The sequence below is a fragment of the Kribbella sp. NPDC058245 genome (genome assembly GCF_042882005.1).
In the GTDB taxonomy this organism is placed as follows: domain Bacteria; phylum Actinomycetota; class Actinomycetes; order Propionibacteriales; family Kribbellaceae; genus Kribbella.
Genome location: NZ_JBHVWY010000009.1, coordinates 94,866 through 114,104 on the forward strand (window position 1 = coordinate 94,866; position 19,239 = coordinate 114,104).

Annotated in this window: 19 protein-coding genes; 9 read left to right on the forward strand and 10 right to left on the reverse strand. The window is 68.4% G+C overall.

Translation table 11 applies throughout. The features are described 5' to 3' along the window. Window positions 1–7 precede the first annotated feature (7 nt). Entirely contained in the window at window positions 8–646 is a 639-nt protein-coding gene (locus ACFVWG_RS21825; protein ID WP_391545180.1) for a pyridoxamine 5'-phosphate oxidase family protein, read from the forward strand. 78 nt (window positions 647–724) lie between these two features. Then, entirely contained in the window at window positions 725–1,852 is a 1,128-nt protein-coding gene (locus tag ACFVWG_RS21830) for a sensor histidine kinase (protein WP_391545181.1), read from the forward strand. On the opposite strand, the gene ACFVWG_RS21835 is transcribed toward ACFVWG_RS21830, so the two are convergent. Then, window positions 1,841–3,055, reverse strand: a complete 1,215-nt coding sequence (locus ACFVWG_RS21835) for an alpha-hydroxy-acid oxidizing protein (protein WP_391545182.1) — start codon at window positions 3,053–3,055, stop codon at window positions 1,841–1,843. The two genes, ACFVWG_RS21830 and ACFVWG_RS21835, sit on opposite strands and share 12 nt — an antisense overlap. Before the next feature lie 81 nt (window positions 3,056–3,136). Here ACFVWG_RS21835 and ACFVWG_RS21840 point away from each other — a divergent pair, with 81 nt between their 5' ends. After that, window positions 3,137–3,823, forward strand: a complete 687-nt coding sequence (locus ACFVWG_RS21840; RefSeq protein ID WP_391545183.1) for a FadR/GntR family transcriptional regulator — start codon at window positions 3,137–3,139, stop codon at window positions 3,821–3,823. On the opposite strand, the gene ACFVWG_RS21845 is transcribed toward ACFVWG_RS21840, so the two are convergent. Further along, window positions 3,808–4,263, reverse strand: a complete 456-nt coding sequence (locus tag ACFVWG_RS21845; protein WP_391545184.1) for a DUF6069 family protein — start codon at window positions 4,261–4,263, stop codon at window positions 3,808–3,810. The two genes, ACFVWG_RS21840 and ACFVWG_RS21845, sit on opposite strands and share 16 nt — an antisense overlap. 131 nt (window positions 4,264–4,394) lie before the next feature. Here ACFVWG_RS21845 and ACFVWG_RS21850 point away from each other — a divergent pair, with 131 nt between their 5' ends. The 5 genes from ACFVWG_RS21850 to ACFVWG_RS21870 all read left to right on the forward strand — a co-directional run bounded on the left by ACFVWG_RS21850 (window position 4,395) and on the right by ACFVWG_RS21870 (window position 8,815). Next, window positions 4,395–5,549 carry a sensor histidine kinase gene (locus ACFVWG_RS21850; RefSeq protein ID WP_391545185.1) on the forward strand — a complete coding sequence of 385 codons (1,155 nt, stop codon included), beginning with the start codon at window positions 4,395–4,397 and terminating at the stop codon, window positions 5,547–5,549. Then, window positions 5,546–6,208 (forward strand): response regulator, encoded by a 663-nt coding sequence (locus ACFVWG_RS21855; RefSeq protein WP_391545186.1) that lies wholly within the window; start codon window positions 5,546–5,548, stop codon window positions 6,206–6,208. The genes ACFVWG_RS21850 and ACFVWG_RS21855 overlap by 4 nt, the downstream gene beginning before the upstream one ends. Window positions 6,209–6,217: 9 nt before the next feature. Continuing rightward, a complete protein-coding gene (locus ACFVWG_RS21860) occupies window positions 6,218–6,883 on the forward strand; it encodes a response regulator (RefSeq protein ID WP_391545187.1) in 666 nt (221 codons plus the stop codon). Between the two features lie 182 nt (window positions 6,884–7,065). Next, entirely contained in the window at window positions 7,066–7,980 is a 915-nt protein-coding gene (locus tag ACFVWG_RS21865; protein ID WP_391545188.1) for an ABC transporter ATP-binding protein, read from the forward strand. Continuing rightward, the gene (locus ACFVWG_RS21870) at window positions 7,970–8,815 is read left to right on the forward strand and encodes an ABC transporter permease (RefSeq protein WP_391545189.1); all 846 of its coding nucleotides are present in this window, start codon (window positions 7,970–7,972) and stop codon (window positions 8,813–8,815) included. Before ACFVWG_RS21865 ends, ACFVWG_RS21870 begins: the two co-directional genes overlap by 11 nt. On the opposite strand, the gene ACFVWG_RS21875 is transcribed toward ACFVWG_RS21870, so the two are convergent. Genes ACFVWG_RS21875 through ACFVWG_RS21890 form a run of 4 tightly spaced genes read right to left on the reverse strand, consistent with a single transcriptional unit; the run spans window position 8,808 to window position 14,116 of the window. Further along, window positions 8,808–10,076: a glycoside hydrolase family 125 protein gene (locus ACFVWG_RS21875; protein WP_391545190.1), complete on the reverse strand. Its 1,269-nt coding sequence runs from the start codon at window positions 10,074–10,076 to the stop codon at window positions 8,808–8,810. The two genes, ACFVWG_RS21870 and ACFVWG_RS21875, sit on opposite strands and share 8 nt — an antisense overlap. Window positions 10,077–10,104: 28 nt before the next feature. After that, window positions 10,105–11,328, reverse strand: a complete 1,224-nt coding sequence (locus tag ACFVWG_RS21880; protein WP_391545191.1) for an ROK family protein — start codon at window positions 11,326–11,328, stop codon at window positions 10,105–10,107. Beyond that, entirely contained in the window at window positions 11,325–12,890 is a 1,566-nt protein-coding gene (locus tag ACFVWG_RS21885; protein WP_391545192.1) for a hypothetical protein, read from the reverse strand. The genes ACFVWG_RS21880 and ACFVWG_RS21885 overlap by 4 nt, the downstream gene beginning before the upstream one ends. Before the next feature lie 29 nt (window positions 12,891–12,919). Next, a complete protein-coding gene (locus ACFVWG_RS21890) occupies window positions 12,920–14,116 on the reverse strand; it encodes a cysteine desulfurase-like protein (RefSeq protein WP_391545193.1) in 1,197 nt (398 codons plus the stop codon). Between the two features lie 122 nt (window positions 14,117–14,238). On the opposite strand from ACFVWG_RS21890, the gene ACFVWG_RS21895 reads away from it, so the two are divergent. Further along, complete coding sequence (locus tag ACFVWG_RS21895) at window positions 14,239–15,204, forward strand: DMT family transporter (RefSeq protein ID WP_391545194.1); 966 nt, start codon at window positions 14,239–14,241, stop codon at window positions 15,202–15,204. Window positions 15,205–15,279: 75 nt separating this feature from the next. Here ACFVWG_RS21895 and ACFVWG_RS21900 read toward each other — a convergent pair whose 3' ends face one another. The 4 genes from ACFVWG_RS21900 to def are packed head-to-tail and all read right to left on the reverse strand — an operon-like array spanning window position 15,280 to window position 19,173. Further along, window positions 15,280–16,269 (reverse strand): DMT family transporter, encoded by a 990-nt coding sequence (locus tag ACFVWG_RS21900; RefSeq protein ID WP_391545195.1) that lies wholly within the window; start codon window positions 16,267–16,269, stop codon window positions 15,280–15,282. 57 nt (window positions 16,270–16,326) lie between these two features. Continuing rightward, on the reverse strand, window positions 16,327–17,709 hold the full coding sequence (locus ACFVWG_RS21905; RefSeq protein ID WP_391545196.1) for an RsmB/NOP family class I SAM-dependent RNA methyltransferase: 1,383 nt from the start codon (window positions 17,707–17,709) through the stop codon (window positions 16,327–16,329). Continuing rightward, window positions 17,702–18,628: a methionyl-tRNA formyltransferase gene (gene fmt, locus ACFVWG_RS21910; RefSeq protein ID WP_391545197.1), complete on the reverse strand. Its 927-nt coding sequence runs from the start codon at window positions 18,626–18,628 to the stop codon at window positions 17,702–17,704. Before fmt ends, ACFVWG_RS21905 begins: the two co-directional genes overlap by 8 nt. Beyond that, the gene (def, locus tag ACFVWG_RS21915; protein ID WP_391545198.1) at window positions 18,625–19,173 is read right to left on the reverse strand and encodes a peptide deformylase; all 549 of its coding nucleotides are present in this window, start codon (window positions 19,171–19,173) and stop codon (window positions 18,625–18,627) included. Before def ends, fmt begins: the two co-directional genes overlap by 4 nt. Window positions 19,174–19,239 lie beyond the last annotated feature (66 nt).

A 19,239-nucleotide genomic window follows, 5' to 3' on the forward strand; every position in this document is an offset into this window, starting at 1 on the left:
GAGCCTGATGGATATCCCCGGTCTGGTCGAGGTCACGACGTACGAGGAACTGCGCGAGATTGTGCCGCAGCCGCTGGGCGCAGCGGTCGACAAGGAGCGCAAGGAGCTGCACCCGCTGGACCGGGACTGGCTGGCCGCCTCGCCGTTTGTGCTGATGGCGACATCGGCCGCTGATGGCACTTGTGATGTCTCGCCGAAGGGCGATCCGGCCGGGTTCACGCTGATTCTGGACGACACCACGATCGCGATCCCGGACCGGGCCGGCAACCGCCGGGTGGACAGCTTCGCGAACATCATCAGCAATCCGCATGTCGGGCTGATCTACTTCCTGCCGGGCCGGACGGACACGCTGCGGATCAACGGGCGGGCCCGGATCGTGCGGGAGGCGCCGTTCTTCGACCAGATGATCGTGAAGGGGAACCGGCCGCAGCTCGCTCTGCTGGTCGAGATCGAGGAGGTCTACCACCACTGCTCGAAGGCGTTCCTGCGTTCGAAGCTGTGGAAGCCGGAGACCTGGGACGTCGACGCGGCGCCGAGCCGGGCGGAGATCTCACAGGCGCTGGAGCGCAAGGACGCCTCGCTGGCCGAGCTGCAGAAGTACTACGGCCAGGAGTACGAGGACAAGATCTACGACGTCAAGTACTAACTACTGCAACGGAAGTAGATCCAACTACTCCGTGGCGACGATGACATCGAGCACCGCGCCGCCGTACCGTTCCGTACTGTGAGCTTCGACCACTGGCCCCAGGTACGGCGGATAGCTCTGCCTCTGGTGCTGTCCGTGATCGGAGTGGTCGGGTCGATCGGGGCGTCGCGGAACGTTCATTTCGACCATCGGGCCGCGGACTGGTTCATGGTGCTGCTCGTCCTGAAAGGGACGCTGGCGCTGTACTGGCTGCGGACCCATCCCATCCCGGTGCTGTGGGCAACGGTCGCCTCGACGCTGATCTACATGCTGATGCAGTACCCGTACGGCCCGGTGATCATCCCGTTCATCATCGCGGTGTTCTCGAACATCCGGCGCGGGAATCGCCTGGTCGGGTGGTCGGCCCTGGCCGCGCTGTATCTCGGCCATGTCGGTGGGCGGCTGTTGCTCGGCATCAATGAGCAGGGCGTCTACCAGATCTTGCTGGTCGGCTTCTTCTTCGTCTTGCTGGGCTGCATCTCGGAGCTGTTCCGAGCGCACCGCGACCGGGTGACTGCGTCGGAGCGGACACGACGCGAGGCTGAGCTGCGGCAGGCCAGTGAGGAGCGGCTCCGGATCGCACAGGAGCTGCATGACGTGGTGGCGCACCACATCTCGCTGATCAACGTGCAGGCGTCCGCTGCGCTCCACCTGGCGGATCGTCAGCCCGAGCAGGCCGCTCCGGCGCTTTCGGCGATCAAAGACGCCAGCAAGGAGGCGCTGGTCGAGCTGCGCTCGATCGTGGGCATCCTGCGCCAGAACGACGAGTCAGCACCACGGCAACCGGTCGCCGGGCTGGACCGGCTGGAGCACCTGGTCAGTCGGACCTCCATGGCGGGTCTAGAGGTGCACACCGCCATCCATGGCGAGTCACGACCGCTGCCGACCGGACTGGACCGTGCTGCGTTCCGCATCATCCAGGAGTCGCTGACAAACGTCGTACGGCATGCCAAGGCGACAGCCGCGACCGTCCGGATCCAGTACGGCGAGGAGTCGCTCGTGATCCAGGTGGACGACAACGGGCGGTCGCTGGCCGGTCCCCCGACCGAAGGCAATGGGATCGTCGGCATGCGTGAGCGAGCCACTGCGCTCGGCGGGACGCTGGCGACGACCCGCACCCCCGTGGGTGGCCTGCGGGTCGTCGCAACGTTGCCGTTAGGCGGGTAGACGCACGTGTGACGGGTTGAGTTCGGCGATGCTGGAGACGCCGAGCAGAGCCATCGTGCGGCGGACCTCCTTGGTGAGGATGTCGGCAGCACGGGCGACGCCGCGTTGACCGCCGGCCATCAGGCCGTAGAGGTAGGCGCGGCCGACCAGGCAGGCGTCGGCGCCCAGAGCGATTGCGGCGACGATGTCGGCGCCGGACATGATGCCGGTGTCCAGGTAGATCTCGGTCTCGGTACCGATCGCCTTGCGGACCTCGGGCAGGATGCGCAGCGGGGTTGGGGCGCGGTCGAGCTGGCGGCCGCCGTGGTTGGAGAGCACGATCGCGTCCGCGCCGGCCTCGACCACGCGGCGGGCGTCCTCGACGGTCTGGATGCCCTTGACGATCAGCGGGCCGTCCCAGATCGAGCGCAGCCAGTTCAGGTCGTCGATCGTCATGGTGGGGTCGAACAGCTTGTCCAGCAGCTCGGCAACAGTGCCGTCCCAGCTGGACAGCGAGGCGAAGGTCAGCGGTTGGGTGGTGAGCAGGTTGGCCCACCAGGCCGGGTGCATCGACGCGTCCAGGACGGTCTTGGCCGTCAGCGACGGCGGGATGGTGAAGCCGTTGCGTACGTCGCGCAGGCGGGCGCCGGCGACCGGTACGTCGACAGTCAGCATCAGAGCCTCATAGCCCGACGCGGCGGACCGCTTGACCAGGTCCTCACCGAAGTCGCGGTCCTTCCAGACGTACAGCTGGAACCACTTGCGCGCGTCGGGAGCTGCGGCCGCGACGTCCTCGATCGAGGTGGTCCCCATGGTGGACAGCGCGTACGGGATGCCGACCTGCTGCGCGACCTTGACGACCGCGCTCTCCCCCTCGTGGTTCATCATCCGGGTGAAGCCGGTCGGCGCGAACGCGAACGGCAGTTCCGAGCGGGTGCCGAGGATCGACGTACCGAGGTCGATGTCGGAGACGTTGCGCAGGATCGACGGCTGCAGCTCCATCTCGGCGAACAGCCGGCGGGCCCGGCTGAGACTGATCTCGGCCTCGGCGGCACCGTCGGTGTAGTCGAAGACCGAGCGCGGCGTCCGGCGCTTGGCGATCGTCCGGAGATCCGCGATGGTGAGCGCTTTCTCGAGGCGGCGCTCGGTCGCGTTCACGGTGACCGGCTTCGCCCGCAGCAGGGGCTTCAGCTCGGACCATTTGGGGAGTTGTCGATCGGTCATCAGAGGCTCCGGAACAGGCGGATGTCGTGTGGTCGGACCACAGCCTACCGTGTGGTCCGACCACACGGGTAGAGTCATCGCGTGAAGAACTACGAACTGGTGCTGCATCGGGTCGAGGCCGACCTGGGGGCCGGGCGGCTGCGGATCGGTGGGCGCCTGCCCGGAGAGCGCGTTCTCGCGGAGCAGCTCGGGATCAGCCGGCCGTCGGTGCGGGAGGCCGTTCGGGTGCTGGAGGCGATGGGCGTCGTACGGACAGCGACCGGTTCTGGGCCGGAGGCGGGCGCGGTGATCGTGGCCGAGCCGGTGTCGCCGCTGACCGCCGTACTGAGGTTGCATCTGGCAACGAATCATCTGCCGATGGGTGATGTGGTGCAGACACGCATCCTGCTCGAGTCGTGGGCGGCTCGGGAGGCGGCTGGGCGGTCGGTGGATCTGGATTCGGTGGTTGAGCTGCTGGATCGGATGGATGCGCCGGGGTTGTCGCCGGAGGCGTTTCATCTGCTCGACGCCGAGTTCCATGTGGCGCTGGCGGGGTTGGCCGGGAACGTGCTGATCGCCGCGGTGATGGAGTCGTTGCGGTCGGCAATTCATGGGTACGTGCTGGCCGCCGTACCGAATCTGCCGGATTGGGAGGCGACGGCGGTGGGGTTGCGAGGTGAGCACCGAGCGATCGTGTCGGCGCTTGCGGCCGGGGACGCGGACGGCGCGGCCGGGTTGGTGGCCGCGCACATCCAGGGGTTCTATCAGGCTGCTCAGTTGCCTTCGTAGCAACGGTCCTGGGCAGAGAGCGCGGTGCGGTGGAGGCCGAAGATGACGATCGCGCCGACGAGCAGGTGGAACGACGCGAGGCCGAGCTTGGCGCCGACGCCGATGCCGCCGGTGAGGGGACTGCCGAGCGACATCAGGCAGGAGATCACCGCGACGATCGTCCAGGCCTTGCGGGCGCCGATCGCGTAGTGCTCCAGGATCGCCAGGAGCGCCCAGCCGGCCAGGGCAATCAGGGCTGTGGAGATCGCGACGGCGGGGGCACCGACATGCTGCAGTACGCCGCCTTGGCGCGCGTCCAGCGTGAGCCCGCCGACGGGGACGAGGACCGCCCACCACGCTGCGGACGCGATCGTCGCGACACCGACGACCAGCAACCTGCTTCGATCGGTACGGCGCTTGGCCGGCTGAGCGATCGGGACGGACGAGGTGATGGTCTGCATTTCGGCCTCCGGAGACTGGTTGGTGGGATCACGGTGGCTGAGAACACGACGTTCGGGCATCGGTCCGACGGCTGCGGGGCTTCTACTTTGGTCGGTGGTGGGCGGGCGCCTGGCGGCTTAGGGTTTTGGGCATGGAGCTACAGGACTGTCCGCCGACGGGGCGGCGGTGGGTCTGGGATGTTTGGGTCGTGCTCGCGGTCGGAGGGCTTACGGCCTTGACGATCGTGGGACGACTGGCGGATGCCAGTCATCCACGGTGGGTCGGGCTGGATGTGACGATCGGGATCGTCAGCACCGCGCTGATGGTGCTGGTGCCGCGACGGCCGGTGCCAGCCGCGGTGGCGCTCGCCGTACTGGCGGTGTTCTCGCCTGCTGCGACGCCGGCCTCGACGGCGACGACGATGGGGATCGCGCTGCGGTTGCCGCAGCGGACGGCGATCATCGTGACGGCGATCCAGATCGGGGCGCACCTGGTTCAGGGGGCCTGGCGGCCGATCGGGAATCTGCCGTTCCTCTGGTTTGCGGTGCTTGATGTCGCGGTGCATGTGGCGATGCTGGGGTGGGGGCAGTGGATCCAGGCGCGCCAGCAACTGCTCGGCAACCTGCTGGAGCGAGCGCAGCGGGCAGAGGCTGAGCAGGGGCGGCGGGTCGCCGAGGCACGGACGGCCGAGCGGACGCAGATGGCTCGCGAGATGCACGACGTACTGGCGCATCGATTGTCCTTGCTGGCAACGTATGCGGGTGCACTGGAGTACCGGCCGGACTCGTCACCGGAGAAGCTGGCGCAGGCCGCGGGCGTGATCCGCACCGGCGTGCATCAGGCGCTGGAGGAACTGCGTGAGGTGATCAGCGTGCTGCGCGACACCGAGATCGAGGAGGGACCGGGCGGGCGGCCGCAACCGACGTTCGGGGATGTGGAAGGGCTGGTGGCCGAGTCGCGGGCAGCCGGTACGACGGTCGCGTACGACGAACGGGTGGACGAGGCCACGTCGTTGCCGCCGGCAACCGGGCGGACGGCGTACCGGGTTGTGCAGGAAGGGCTCACGAACGCACGGAAGCACGCGGCCGGGCATCCGGTGACGGTCACCGTGACCGGACGCCCGGGTACCGGGTTGCGGATCGCGCTGACCAATCCGGGATCGAACGGCGTACCGCTGGCTCCCGGGAGTGGAACCGGGCTGGTCGGATTGACTGAGCGGGTGCAGCTGGCCGGTGGGACGCTCGATCATCAGCGGGAGCCCGGCGGTGGTTTCCGGCTCGAGGCCTCGCTACCGTGGCCGGCATGACCGGGCCTGAACCAACCATCCGCGTACTGGTGGTGGACGACGACGCGCTCGTGCGGGCGAGCCTGGAGATGATGCTCGACGGCGCGAATGGGATCGCGGTGGTCGGGCAGGCGGCCGACGGCGACGAGGTACCCGCGGCGGTCGACGCGCATTTCCCGGATCTCGTACTGATGGATCTGCGGATGCCGCGCGTCGACGGGATCGTCGCGACCCGGCGGGTGCGCGCCCGGCCGAATCCGCCGGAGGTCGTCGTACTGACGACGTTCGACACCGATGAGAACGTGCTGCACGCGCTGCGCGCCGGGGCGAGCGGGTTCCTGTTGAAGGACACGCCACCGGCTCAGATCGTCGAGGCGGTACGGCGGGTCGCGGCCGGGGATCCGATCCTCTCCCCCGCGATTACCCGGCGACTGATGGACCGGGCAGCGACGCAGGCGGATGCGCATACGATCGCGCAGGAGTCGCTGAAGCGGTTGTCGCCCCGCGAGTACGACGTGATGCTGGCGGTGGCGCAGGGAAAGGCGAATGCGCAGATCGCTGGTGAGCTCTATATGAGCCTGGCGACGGTGAAGGCGCACATCTCGCACATCCTGACGAAGCTCGAGCTGGGGAATCGCACGCAGATTGCACTGCTCGCTCATGACGCTGGTTTGGCCTAGGTTGTCCGCATGATCAGGGTTCTGCTGGCGGATGACCAGGCGTTGGTGCGGGCCGGATTCCGGGCGCTGCTGAACGCCGAGGACGACATCACGGTCATCGGCGAGGTGGCCGATGGGGCCGAGGCCGTCGCGGTGGCGCGGGCGGAGAAGCCTGATGTCGTGCTGATGGACATCCGGATGCCGGGGACCGATGGGCTGACGGCGACCAAGATGATCGGTGCGGATGAGGCGCTGGCCGACGTACATGTGGTGATCCTGACGACGTTCGATCTCGATGAATACGTGTTCGAGGCGTTGCGGGTCGGGGCCAGTGGGTTCCTGGTGAAGGACACCGAGCCGGTGGAGTTGCTGCAAGCGGTTCGCGTTGTAGCGCGCGGGGATGCGCTGCTGTCGCCGGGGGTGACCCGGCGGTTGGTGGCAGAGTTCGCCAGCCGCAGCCGGCAGCCCCATGCGAGCAAGGAGCTCGACGTACTGACCGAGCGCGAGAAGGAGATCGTCGCGCTGGTTGGCGAGGGGTTGTCGAACGACGAGATCGCCGAGCGGCTGGTGCTGAGCCCGGCGACCGCGAAGACACACGTGAGCCGGGCGATGATCAAACTCGGTGCCCGCGATCGTGCCCAGTTGGTGGTCGTCGCCTACCAGACCGGCCTCGTCCGCCCCGGCTGGCTCGGCTGACCCCGTTCCCTATTTGATGGGCTGACCCACCGCGTTGTGGGTGAGCGAACGGCATGCGGGTGGCCCACCCACCGTTTGATGGGCTGACCCACCAAACGGGCCTTGGGTACTCCGAGGGACGTACCTGGGTTCACTCCCGGTGGACGACGCGGGCGAGGGTGGTTCACCGGCAGTCTCGGGGTATGAACGAGACAGGGGTTCCACTGGTCGAGGTGATCGGCCTGACGAAGAGGTACGGCGACACGCTCGCGGTCGACGGGGTCGACCTGACGGTTCTGCCGGGTGAGGTGTACGGGTTCCTCGGGCCGAACGGGGCGGGGAAGACCACGACGCTGCGGATTCTGACCGGGTTGATCGCGCCGACGAGCGGGACGATCAAGGTACTCGGTGGGCGGCCGGGGAGCCCTGACATCCTCGGGAAGACGGGGTCGATGATCGAGTCGCCCGCGTTCTATCCCTACCTTTCCGGGCTCGACAACCTGCGCCTCCTGGCCGAGTACGCCGAGGTGCCGCGGCTGCGGGTCGACGAGGTGCTGGAGTTGGTGGACCTCAAGGACCGGGCCCGCGACCGGTTCTCGACGTACTCCCTGGGGATGAAGCAGCGGCTCGGCGTCGCGGCGGCGTTGCTGAAGGATCCGGAGCTGGTGATCCTGGACGAGCCGACCAACGGCCTCGACCCGGCAGGCATGCGCGACATGCGCCGGCTGATCCGCGAGCTCGGATCGGACGGCAAGACGGTGCTGCTGTCCAGCCATCTGCTGGGTGAGGTGCAGCAGATCTGCGACCGGGTCGGCATCATCGACTCGGGCCGGATGGTTGCCGAGCACAACGTCGAGGATCTGCGCGGTGAGCAGGAACTGATCGTCCGCGCCGAACCGCAGCAGACCGCGCACGCCGTACTGACCAGGTTGCTCGGCCCGAACACCGTCCACCTGTACGACGAAACGCTCCGTGTGCAAGTGGATCCGGAGCGCGCGGCGGAGGTGAACCGGGTACTCGTCGAGGCCGGGGTTGCCGTGTCCGAGTTGCACAGCACTGAACGAGCTCTCGAGGATCTGTTCTTCGAACTGACGACGGAGAAGGCCGATGTTGGGTAGCTATCGCGCGGAGCTCCTGAAGCTCCGCAAACGTTCCGCCGTCTGGGTACTGTTCGGCGCCGGTCTGATCCTGAGCCTGATCTTCGGCTACCTCCTCCCCTACCTCGGGTACATCACCGGCGACGACAATCCAGAGACGACCGGTGTCCCACGCGACACAGTGCTGGCCGGCATGCTTCCGGCGAGAGTCATCGACAACACGATCGGCGGCTACCCGATCTTCGCCGGGGCGCTCGCCCTGGTGCTCGGCGCGATCGTGATCGGCGGCGAGCACACCTGGGGCACGCTGAAGACGATCTTCACCCAGCGCCCGGGCCGCGCGACGATCCTCGGCGCGCAGTTCCTCGGCCTCGCCACGATGATCGCCCTGTGGGTGCTCGGGATCTTCATCGCCTGCTCCCTGTGCAGCATCGGGATCGCAGCTGCCGAGAACGCAACAACCGACTGGCCGAGCGCGCTAGACCTCGCCCAGGGGCTGGCGGGCGGCTGGCTGGTGTTGATGACGTGGTGCTTGGCCGGAGCAGCCCTGGCCGTTGCCTTCCGCAACGTTGCGCTGCCGATCGGACTCGGCGTCGTGTGGATCCTCGGCATCGAGACCTTGCTGGCCGGAGTCGTCAACAGCTTGCTGCCCGACCTCAAGTTCCTGTCCAACGCGCTGCCCGGCGCCAACGCCGGCTCGCTGGTGTTTGCCGTGACCGGGATGGCCACCGGCGACGCACCTCCCGGCGTACGGGATGCGGTCGGCGGCGGCCGTGCCCTGCTGACGCTCGTTGGCTACTGCCTGGCCTTCGCTGCGGTGGCCGCGTGGACGACCAGCCGGCGTGACGTCACCTGACGCCGGCGTGGACCAGGGCGAGCTCGCAGAACATCGCGTTCGCCCAGGAGAACCACTCGCGAGTGAACTGCGAAGGGTCGTCGACGTCGAACCCTTCGTGCATGAGCCCGGTACCGCCGGTCGTGTCGCGGAGGAGCTCCAGCAGTTGCTGGCGTTCCTCCGCGGATGTGCTCGAAATCCCTTGCACAGCAAGGGCGATGTGCCAGATGTACCGCGGCGGAGTATGCGGGCTACCGATGCCGGAGGCAACCGTACCGCTGTAGTAGTACGGGTTCTCCGGGCTCAGCAACAGCTTCCGCGTCGCCAGGTACGTCGGGTCGTCGGCTGCGGCGAAGCCGGACAAAGGGGCGCTCAGCAACGAAGGCATGTTGGCGTCGTCCATCAGCAACGCCTCCCCCATCCCGTCCACCTCATAGGCGTAGACGCGACCATGAACAGGGTGATCGACCGTCCCGTGCCGAGCGATGCCGTCCTCGATCGACGACTTCAGCTCCTTCGCCCGAGCCGCCAGCGACTCGTCACCGAAGACCTCGACCGCGATCTCCTGCAGATACCCGAGCACCACGGACGCGAACATGTTGCCCGGCACATTGAAGCCGAGATCCGTAGCGTCGTCACTCGGCCGGAACGCGCTCCACGACATCCCCGTCGGCTGGGTCAACCGCCCCAGCCCGTCGCGCACGAGTGAGTCCGACGGTCGGTCGTCATGACGCTGGAACCGGTACGGCGACCGCGCCTCGTGATCCTGCTCGACCGTCCACAACTCGAGGATCGCCTCGGCCGCCGGCCGGAACCGCGCGTCGATCACATCGGCCCGGCCCGTTGCCTTCCACAACTTGTAGGCGAGGTCGAGCGGGAAGCACAGCGAGTCGATCTCGTACTTGCGTTCCCACACCCACGGCGACATCTCGGTCTCGTCGGACGTGTGCCCGGCACCGTTGGCTTCCTTGTTGAAGGCGTTCGCATACGGATCCAGTACGACGTACTCCAGCTGCCGGTGCAGGACCCCGATCAGCACGTCCTGCAGACCCGGGTCGTCCTGGCACAGCAGCAGGTACGGGCGGAGCTGAGCCGCGGAGTCGCGCAACCACATCGCCGGGATGTCGCCGGTCAGCACGAACGTCGTACCGTCCGGCATCCGCTCGGCCACGGCCGGGAGGTTCTCGGCCATCGACCGCCGGAACATCTCCGCGATCACGTCGTCCCCACTGGCCGCGCGGACCTTCTCGGTGGCGCGGGCCAGCACGTCGGGATCGATCATCAGACTCCACTACCTTTCGACAACGGGGCTACCTTTCAGCAACGAGTTCGCGCTCCGGCGAGAACGTGTGGTCCAGCACCAGGCTGCCGGCTCCGATCGCCCCGGCGTCCGCGCCGAGCGCCGTACCGGTGACTTGTACGCCGTGGATCGTGCGGACCGTGAAGCGGCTCTGCAGCGCGGTCCGGACACTGTCGATCAGCAGCGGGGCGAGCTGCTCGTAGTACGGTCCGCCGAAGACCACGCGGTCCAGGTCGAGCAGGTTCGCCACGTCCTCGACCACCTTGGCGATCCGCTCGGCCAGTGCCGTGATGATCTCAGCCGCGGCGCCAGGCCCGGCGGCGGCCAGCGTACACAGCTGGACGAAGGCCGCATCCACCGCCTGCCGGTCGTCCAGGTCGATGCTCTGGGCAAGCACTCCGGCGTGGACCGCCTGGTGAACCAGGTAGCGCGGCCGGCTGGACTCGCCGACGCAGCCCCGCCGGCCGCAGAAGCAGACCGGCCCGTCCGGGTCGGCGATCAGATGGCCGATCTCGCCGGCATTGCTGGACGAGCCGCGAACGACCTCGTCGCCAAGGACCAGACCGGCGCCGACTCCGGTCCCGAGGTAGAAGAACACGAAGTTGCCCGGTCCGCTGACCCATTTCTCGGCAGCGGCCGCCGCGGTGACGTCCTTGTCGAGCAGCACCGGCAGCCCGGTCCGCTCGCGCAGTTCGTCGCGCAACGGCACCAAGTGCCAGGTGGAGAGGTTCGGCGGGTCGACGACCACGCCACGCTCGACGTCGATCGGGCCGGGCGCGGCGATCCCGACGCCGATCACTCGACTGCGGAGTGCCGCGGACTCCGCGATGACGGCCTCGACGGTGTCTGCGATCGCGTCGATCAGGACGTCTGGATCGTCATCCAGAGGTGGAGCAAGCTGGCGCCGGGCGACCACAGCGCCGGTCAGATCGAGCAGTACGACGGTGACGACCGCCGGGTCGAGATGGACGCCAACGGCGTACTGGCCGGCGGGCTCGAGCTCCAGCAGTGTGCGGGGTTTGCCGAGGCCGGTGCTCTTCTGCCGACCGGCCTCGCGGACCAGGCCCGCGTCGAGGAGTCGACGGATGATGTTCGAGATGGCCTGGCCGGACAGGCCGGTAGCCGTGGCGAGCTCGACACGGCTGAGCTGCTCACTCCGGCGGATGGCATCCAGGACCACCGCGTCGTTGTACCCACCGACGCGATCGAGATTCGTCCCGCGACGGATACTCATCCGGAGATGGGATCCGCTCCCCAGGGTCGGGACCAGTCGTAGTGGATCGTGCCTCCCCCGCTGCGCCACTCCGTCGGGGTGGTGTTAACCAACCAGTCGGTTGGTTCGATCCCGCCGGCGTCACCGCCGTCGAGCGCCAGCCGGATACCGGCCCTCAGCGCCCGGTCGGTACGTTCGGTGCGGGCTAACGGATCGATAGACAAGAACAGCGCCGTACCGGACCGGGCGATCAGGTCGAGGAAGCGTTCGTTCAGCTCCCAGGGCGTCTGCGGGGTACACGGCACGCAGTCCGCGTCGACGGTGAAGAACCGCCCGTGCTGCGGCAGCCGGAACGCGAGCGTGTTCACGCCCATCTTGCGAGTCCGCTCCCAGTCCCGCCCGGACGTGTCGTCCCCGGTCCGCTGTACGTCGACCAGCCCGGCGGCGAGATGCCCGACCGTGTTGCACCCGATCAGTACGACGTCCTGTGCCGCGTCCCGGATCTCGCGGTAGAACGCGAGCACGATCTCGGCCGTCGTCCGGCTCGGATCGTGCAGCTGCCAACCGCTCTCGGTCAGCCGTGATCCCATCGCCGGCCCGAAGGCGCCGAACACGTCGTACGTGCTGAAGTCGTGCTTGACCAGCTCGAAACCCCAGTCCTTGAACCGGGTCAGGTCCGCACGGACCAGGTCGAGCACCTCCGGGTACGACGGATCGAGCGCGCGGCCCGGCTTGTCGTGCGGACCGGATCTGGCCTGCGGGCTCGACGAGCGGACCAGGAGCGGCCGGAACCACAGTCCCGGTCGAGCGCCGAGCGCCCGGATCGAGGCCGCCGTACCGGCGAGGTCGTCGAAGACGCCGGGGATGCCTCGGTCCCATGGTCCGCCCGACGCGATGCCGCCCGGGTACCAGCCGTCGTCGACCACGCTGAATGGTTTGACCGGGTGCCCGTCGGCGAGCTCGACGATGGTGGCGGCGTCGGTGAGGACAGCCTTCTCGTCAAAGTTCTCGCCGTACGCGTAGTACCAGTTGTTGGCCCCGACCACCGGCGCGGGCTCAGGTCGCGCCGGCAGTCGGGAGCTCATGGTGGCGACCGCTGCCTCGAGGGTCAGCCACGGGGTTCCTGCATCGTCGAACAGTCGGACGGTAGCTGCTCGGAGGGTCCGTCCGTCGAGCTTCGTCGGGCCGCCGCCGTTGCGGAGGTCGAGCCAGAGCGTGGCGCCGTACGTATCGACGGTCCAGGCTGCGAACGCGTTCGGTTGCACCTCGACCCCGAGGCCGGTCGTGCGGCCGGTGGCAGGATCGTGGATGAGGAAGTACCACGGGAGCAGGCGCTCGGGTTGCTGATGCCGCCACTGCAGATCGCCGTACGAGCGTTCCCAGGCGTCGCCAAGGATCAGCGCGTCGGCCGGCAGCGGATACGACCAGCGGAGGGCGACTCGGGTGACGGTGTCCGCGGTGACGTCGATCGGCCCGTCCAGCCAGCTGACGTCGACGCCGGCCGCCGACCACGTGGCGTCGCGGCGGGTGGCCGTGATCAGGTCGTCGCCGCTCTGGACGAAGACCGCGCTGGGTTCCCTCACCTGACCCCCCTCGACTTTCCCCATTGACTTTAGTTAGTGCTGTTGGCGAGCGTCAAGACAGCCTCCGCTAGGCGGTCGACGTCGGATTGGTCCGTGTACGGCGCTAGTCCGGCGCGGACTGCACCTTCGGTGAGACCGAGGTGGCGGGCGGGTTCGTAGGCGTAGAAGGTGCCGGCCGGGGCGTTCACCCCGGCCTGCGCGAGGTGTTCGGCGACCGCGCTCGGCGCGTGACCGTCCAGCGTGAACAACAACGTCGGCGTACGGCGGGCCGCGTGGCCGTAGAGCGTGATCCCGGGGATCGCCTTGAGGCGGGCCTCGAGATCGTCCCGGAGCGCGTCCTCGTGAGCCTCGACCAGGCGCAGGGAGTCGTTCAACTGCTCCCGCCGGGTCGCGCCCTCGCCACCCAAAGCAGCGATGAAGGCGACAGCGGCCGTCGTACCGGCGAGCAATTCATACGGCAGGGTGCCCAGCTCGAACCGCTCCGGTACGGCGTCTGTCGCGGGCAGCAGCTTGTCCGGCCGCAGCGTCTCGAGCAGTTCCGGACGCGCGGTCAGCACGCCGAGATGCGGCCCGAAGAACTTGTACGGCGAGCAGGCGTAGAAGTCGGCGTACGACGTGTCGGCCGGGGCGTGCGCGGTCAGGTGCACACCGTCGACGTACAGGAGCGCGCCGACCGCGTGGACCTGCGCGGCGATCTGCTCAACGTCGGGCCGAGTGCCGAGCAGATTGGAGGCACCGGTGACCGCGACCAGCTTCGTCCGGTCGGACAGCAGCGGCGCGAGATCGTCGAGCTCCGAGGTATCCCGATCGAACGACAGCCAGCGGACGGTCGCGCCGACAGCCTCGGCGGCCTGCACCCACGGACGGACGTTCGCGTCGTGGTCGAGGCGGCTGACAACGATCTCATCGCCAGGCCCCCAGGACTTGGCCAGCGTGCGGGAGAAGTCGTACGTCAGCTGGGTCATGCTGCGGCCGAACACGATCCCCTCGGGCGTCGACCCGAGCAGGTCGGCCATCGCCGTACGGGCGTCCCGGACGATGCCGTCGGCCCGGCGCTCGGCCGGTGTGAGCCGGCCGCGATTCGCGAGGGCCGAGGTCATGGTGCTCGCGACAACGTCGGCCACGGCTTGTGGAGTCTGCGATCCACCGGGTCCGTCGAAGTGCGCGGCCCCCTCGGCGAGTGCCGGGAACTGCTTGCGGACGGCGATGACATCGAAGGCACCCATGCCCGCCATCCTCTCCCGCCGAACCGGTTCTGAGCCAGGCCCTGCCCGCGGCCGGACAAAGCTCTGCCCGGATCCAGAAATCGCAGTACGAATTGTCGGCGGCGTGGTGCAGGATGTCAGGAGTGAGCACCCCTGCGACTACTGACACGATTCCGACGCGCGCGTGGCTTCCGACCATGCTGACCCTGGCCGCCATCTGGGGTTGCAGTTTCCTGTTCATCTCGGTCGGCGTGCGCGAACTACCGCCGCTGTATCTGGCGTTGGGGCGGGTGATGGCCGGCGCGATCGTGCTGCTGCTGTTCCTCGCGTTCAAGCGCGAAGCGCTCCCCCGCGATCCGCGACTGTGGGCGCACTCGTTCGTGGTCGGCGCGGTCGGATCGGCGATCCCCTGGACCCTGTTCGGGTACGGCGAGGAGCGCATCCCCTCGCTGCTCGCCGGCATCTGGAACGGCATCACCCCACTGGTCGTGCTGCCGATCGCCGTACTGATCTTCCGGACCGAGCTCTTCTCGCTGCAGCGCGGACTCGGCCTGGTGATCGGATTCGTGGGCATGCTCGTCGTACTGGGTGCGTGGAATGTCAGCGGCGGCGCGGATCTGACCGGTCAGCTCCTGTGCATGTTCGCCGCGATCAGCTACGGAATCGCCGTTCCGTACCAGAAGCGCTTCCTGGCCGGGACCAAGGTCTCCGGGACAGCCCTGTCGGCGACCTTGTTGCTCTGCGCAATGGTTCAGCTCGCGATCGTGGCCCCGATCGTCACCCGCCAACTCCCGCCGGCACCATGGTCGCTGTCGATCGAGGTCCTCGGCAGCGTGCTGGCCCTGGGCGCACTCGGCAGCGGCATCGCGTTCGTCCTCAACATGCGCAACATCCGCCTGATCGGCGCGAGCCGGTCCTCGATGGTCACTTACCTGATGCCGGTCTTCTCGATCCTGGTCGGCGTCATCATCCTGCGCGAACACATCACCTGGTACCAACCCGTCGGCGGCCTCGTCGTCCTCCTCGGCGTAGCCATCTCCCAAGGCGTCTTCACGGTCAAGCGCAAGCCGGTAGTCGTCGCGCCGAATCTGGTTGCTAAGAACGGGTAGTGGTCCACGAGTCAGCGTTGCTACGGCAGAGCTCAGGCGTGCGGGACCGTATACGTAGATACCTACTACATGTTCTTAGGTACGGCGCAGGTTCGGGACGGCTGCGACGACGACGGCAACCAGGGCGAGGAGGGTGCCGGCTACGACGGGAAGGGTGATGGCTTTGTCGGAGGCGGGGGCGACGAGGTCGACGACGAGGCTGCCGATCAGTTGGCCGGCGATCGTGCCCAGGCCCAGGACGAAGACGCCCACCACCCGGACAACGGCCGCGGCCACGCTCATGAAGATCACGCCGCAGGCGCCGCCGAGGTAGAGCCACGGGTTGCCCGGCAAGGCGTTCGGCGCGCCTCGCAGGACGAGATCGATTCCGAACACGACCACCAGTGCGGCGAAGCCGACGCCGAAGTTGACCGCACCGGCCGCGACCGCGCCGTACCGGCCGCCGGCTGCGGTCTGTGCGACCCGGCCGTTGATCGCCTGCTGCACCGCTGTCGCGACGCCGCCGAGAGCTGGGAGGATCGCGAGCAGCAGCCCAGTCGAGTGCCCGAGCTGGTCGGAGACTGCGAGGACGACGGCCACCAAGGCGACTCCGGCGCCGACGATTCGCAGCGTGCTGAACTCCTGCCGGCCGGCCGGGCCGAACCCGAGCCGATCGACGATCAGGCTGCTGCCTGCCTGCCCGGCGACCGCCGCGACAATGAAGACCGCGACCCCGAGCACATGCACGGTGATCGACTGAACCGTAACCATCCAGGCCCCGCACAGGCCGCCGATGCACTGCCACCAGCGCAGGCCGCCGGCATTCAGCGGGTCACGGATGGCGCGCCAGACGTTGCCGAGCGAACGGCGGATCCCCGGAACAAGCGCGGCCGTGATCGCCAGGATCACTGTGCCGGTGCCGAAGGAGATCAGCGCGGCCGCGATCCCGTCGCCGAGCAGCTCGCCCAGTCCGCCGTTCAGCCGGGACTGGATCGCGAACAAGGACCCGATACCGAAGGCGGCGGCCAGCCCGGCAAGCTGCTGCCGGCGGACGGATGTCTCAGGACGAACGGCGGTGACAGTCACCCCTCAATCATGACCGTTCCACTTAATGCACCTGACAGCAGGTCCAGCTGGTGAGCCTCAGTTCCGCCGGATCAGCGCCAGGTACATCGCGTCTGTGCCCTGCCGGTGCGGCCACAACTGGACGTCGGGTCCGGCGCCGAGCTCGGGTACATTCGGGAACAGCTCCCGAGCGTCCTCGAGAGTGGCGTCGTCCCGCTTCGCCAGGACGGCGTCGACGACGGCGCGCGTCTCGTCGGGGTGCGGCGAGCACGTCACGTAGGCGACGACTCCGCCCGGGCGAACCGAGGTGATCGCCGAGTCGAGCAGGTCCTCCTGCAGCGGCCGCAGCTCCTCGATGTCCTCCGGCGTACGACGCCAGCGTGCTTCCGGCCGACGACGCAGCGCACCGAGCCCGCTACACGGAACATCGGCGAGGACCCGGTCGAACGAGCCTTCCGCCCAGGTCGGCTTCGTACCGTCTTCCACCAGCACCTTGTGATCACCCGGGATCGCCCGCAGGTTGGCGCGAACGAGCTCAGCGCGGTGCTCAAGCGGCTCAACCGCAGTCAGCGCGCCTGCGCGCTTCTCCACCAGAGCCGCCAGCAGCGCCGACTTCCCACCGGGCCCCGCGCACAGGTCGAGCCACTCGGTGTCCGAACCCTCGATCGGCGCGTTCGCTAGCGCGAGCGCGACGAGCTGCGAACCCTCGTCCTGGACTCCGGCCCGGCCGGTTGCCACGGCCGCGATCCGGCCCGGATCACCGCCGCTCTGCAGGATGGCGGCGTACGGCGAAAACTTCGCGCGACTCGCGCCGGCCTCGATCAACTCGTCGACCGTGGCGAGCCCGGGGCGGGCGACCAGTGTCACGCGCGCGGGTTCGTTGTCGGCGTCGAGCAGGTCTTCCAGCTCGTCGCCGTCGCCCAGCAACTGCGCGAACGCCTCGACCTCCCAGGTCGGATGCGCCTTCGCGACCGCGAGGTGCAGCAGCCGGTTCTCCTCGATCGGCGGCGCGACCGTCTCGATCCACTGGTCGAACGTACGCTGACTGATCTTGCGCAGTACGGCGTTCACCAGGCCGCTGCGCTTGTGACCGATCTCGGCCCGGGTCAGCGTGACCATCTCGTTCACCGCGGCGTACGAGTCGACGCGCATCCGGAGCAGTTGGTGAGTGCCGAGGGTGAGGATGTCGAGCAGCTCGGGGTCCAGCTCGTTCAGCGGGCGATCGACGCAGCGCGCGAGGAAGGCGTCGTACGTGCCCTGCCAGCGCAGCGTGCCGTGCACGAGCTCGGTGCAGAACGCCGCGTCCCGGCCGGCCAGGCGTGCGTCGCGCAGCGCCTTGTTCAGCACGAGGTTCGCGTAACCGGCCTCGGAGGTGACCTGGCGGATCACCCGATAGGCGACCTGCCGCACCTTGTCCGGCCGCTTCTGCGGCTCACGATTCCTCGGTGACCGGTCACTCACCGAGCTTGTCCTCAGGAGTGATGCGGATACCGCGGGCCCAGTCGGCCGCGGCCATCGGCTTCTTGCCCTGCGGCTGGACGGTCAGCAGCTCGACCGCCTTGCTGCCGGTACCGATCACGACACTGGACTTGGTCGCCTGTAGCTCACCTGGCTTCCGCTCCTCGTCGGTCAACCGGACCGCGAGCACCTTCAGCCGCTCACCACGGAACGTCGTCCACGCACCGGGCGCCGGGTTGCAGCCGCGGACCAGCCGGTCCACGCGCAGCGCCGGCGCGGTCAGGTCCAGCTCGGCGTCCTCGACGTTGATCTTCGGCGCCAGCGAGACACCATCGGCCGGCTGCTCCTGCGGCTGCAGGATCCCGTCCTCGATGCCGTCCAACGTGTCGACCAGCAGCCTCGACCCCGACTCGGCCAGCCGGCCAAGCAGGTCACCCGCGGTGTCGGTCGGCCCGATCGGTTCAGTCAGTACGCCGAACACCGGGCCGGCGTCCAGCGCCTTCACGATCCGGAACGTGCTGGCCCCGGTCACGTCGTCGCCCGCGATGATCGAGTGCTGCACCGGCGCGGCACCTCGCCACGCAGGGAGCACCGAGAAGTGCAGGTTCACCCACCCGTGCTCGGGGATGTCCAACGCTGCCTGAGGCAACAAACCGCCGTACGCGACGACCGGGCAACAATCCGGCGCGATCTCCGCCAGCCGGGCCAGGAAGTCCGGATCACTGGGCTTGACCGGCTTCAGGATCTCGATGCCGCCCAGCTCCTCGGCGTACTGGGCAACAGGCGACGCAACCAGCTTGCGACCGCGCCCGGCCGGAGCGTCAGGTCGGGTGACCACGGCAACCAGTTCGTGGCGGCTGGCAACGATCGCGCGCAGCGCCGTGACGGCGGGTTCCGGCGTACCGGCAAAAACAACTCTCACAAGCCGAATCCGTTCGTGGGGTGGGGCGAGACCTTGAGCTGCGGCGGGCCGGAGAGGCCGGACCACTCGGCTTCGCGGATCGCCTTCATCGCCTGTTTGCGGGTCGCGGTGTCGAGGCGGTCGACGAACAGGATGCCGTCCAGGTGGTCGGTCTCGTGCTGGATCGCGCGGGCCAGGTACTCGGAACCCTCGATGACGACGGGATCGCCGTACATGTTGAAGCCACGGGCGACCACGGACTGGGCGCGGCGGCAGTCGAAGGTCAGGCCGGGGATGGACAGGCACCCCTCGGGGCCGAACTGCTCGTCGGCGGACAGGGTGAGCTCCGGGTTGACCAGGTGGCCCAGTTCGCCGTCGACGTGCCAGGTGAAGACGCGCAGTCCGACGCCGATCTGCGGCGCGGCCAGGCCGGAGCCGGGCGCTGCCTGCATGGTGTCCGCGAGGTCCGCGACCAGGCGGCGCAGCTCGGCGTCGAAGTCGACGACCGGCACCGCCTTCGTGGTCAGTACGGGGTCGCCGAACAGGCGGATGGGTTGGACCGACACAGACTCTCCACAACGTTCCACTGACCAGGACCGAGCAAGTCTAGTCGGCCCGAAGCGGGCCGCCGG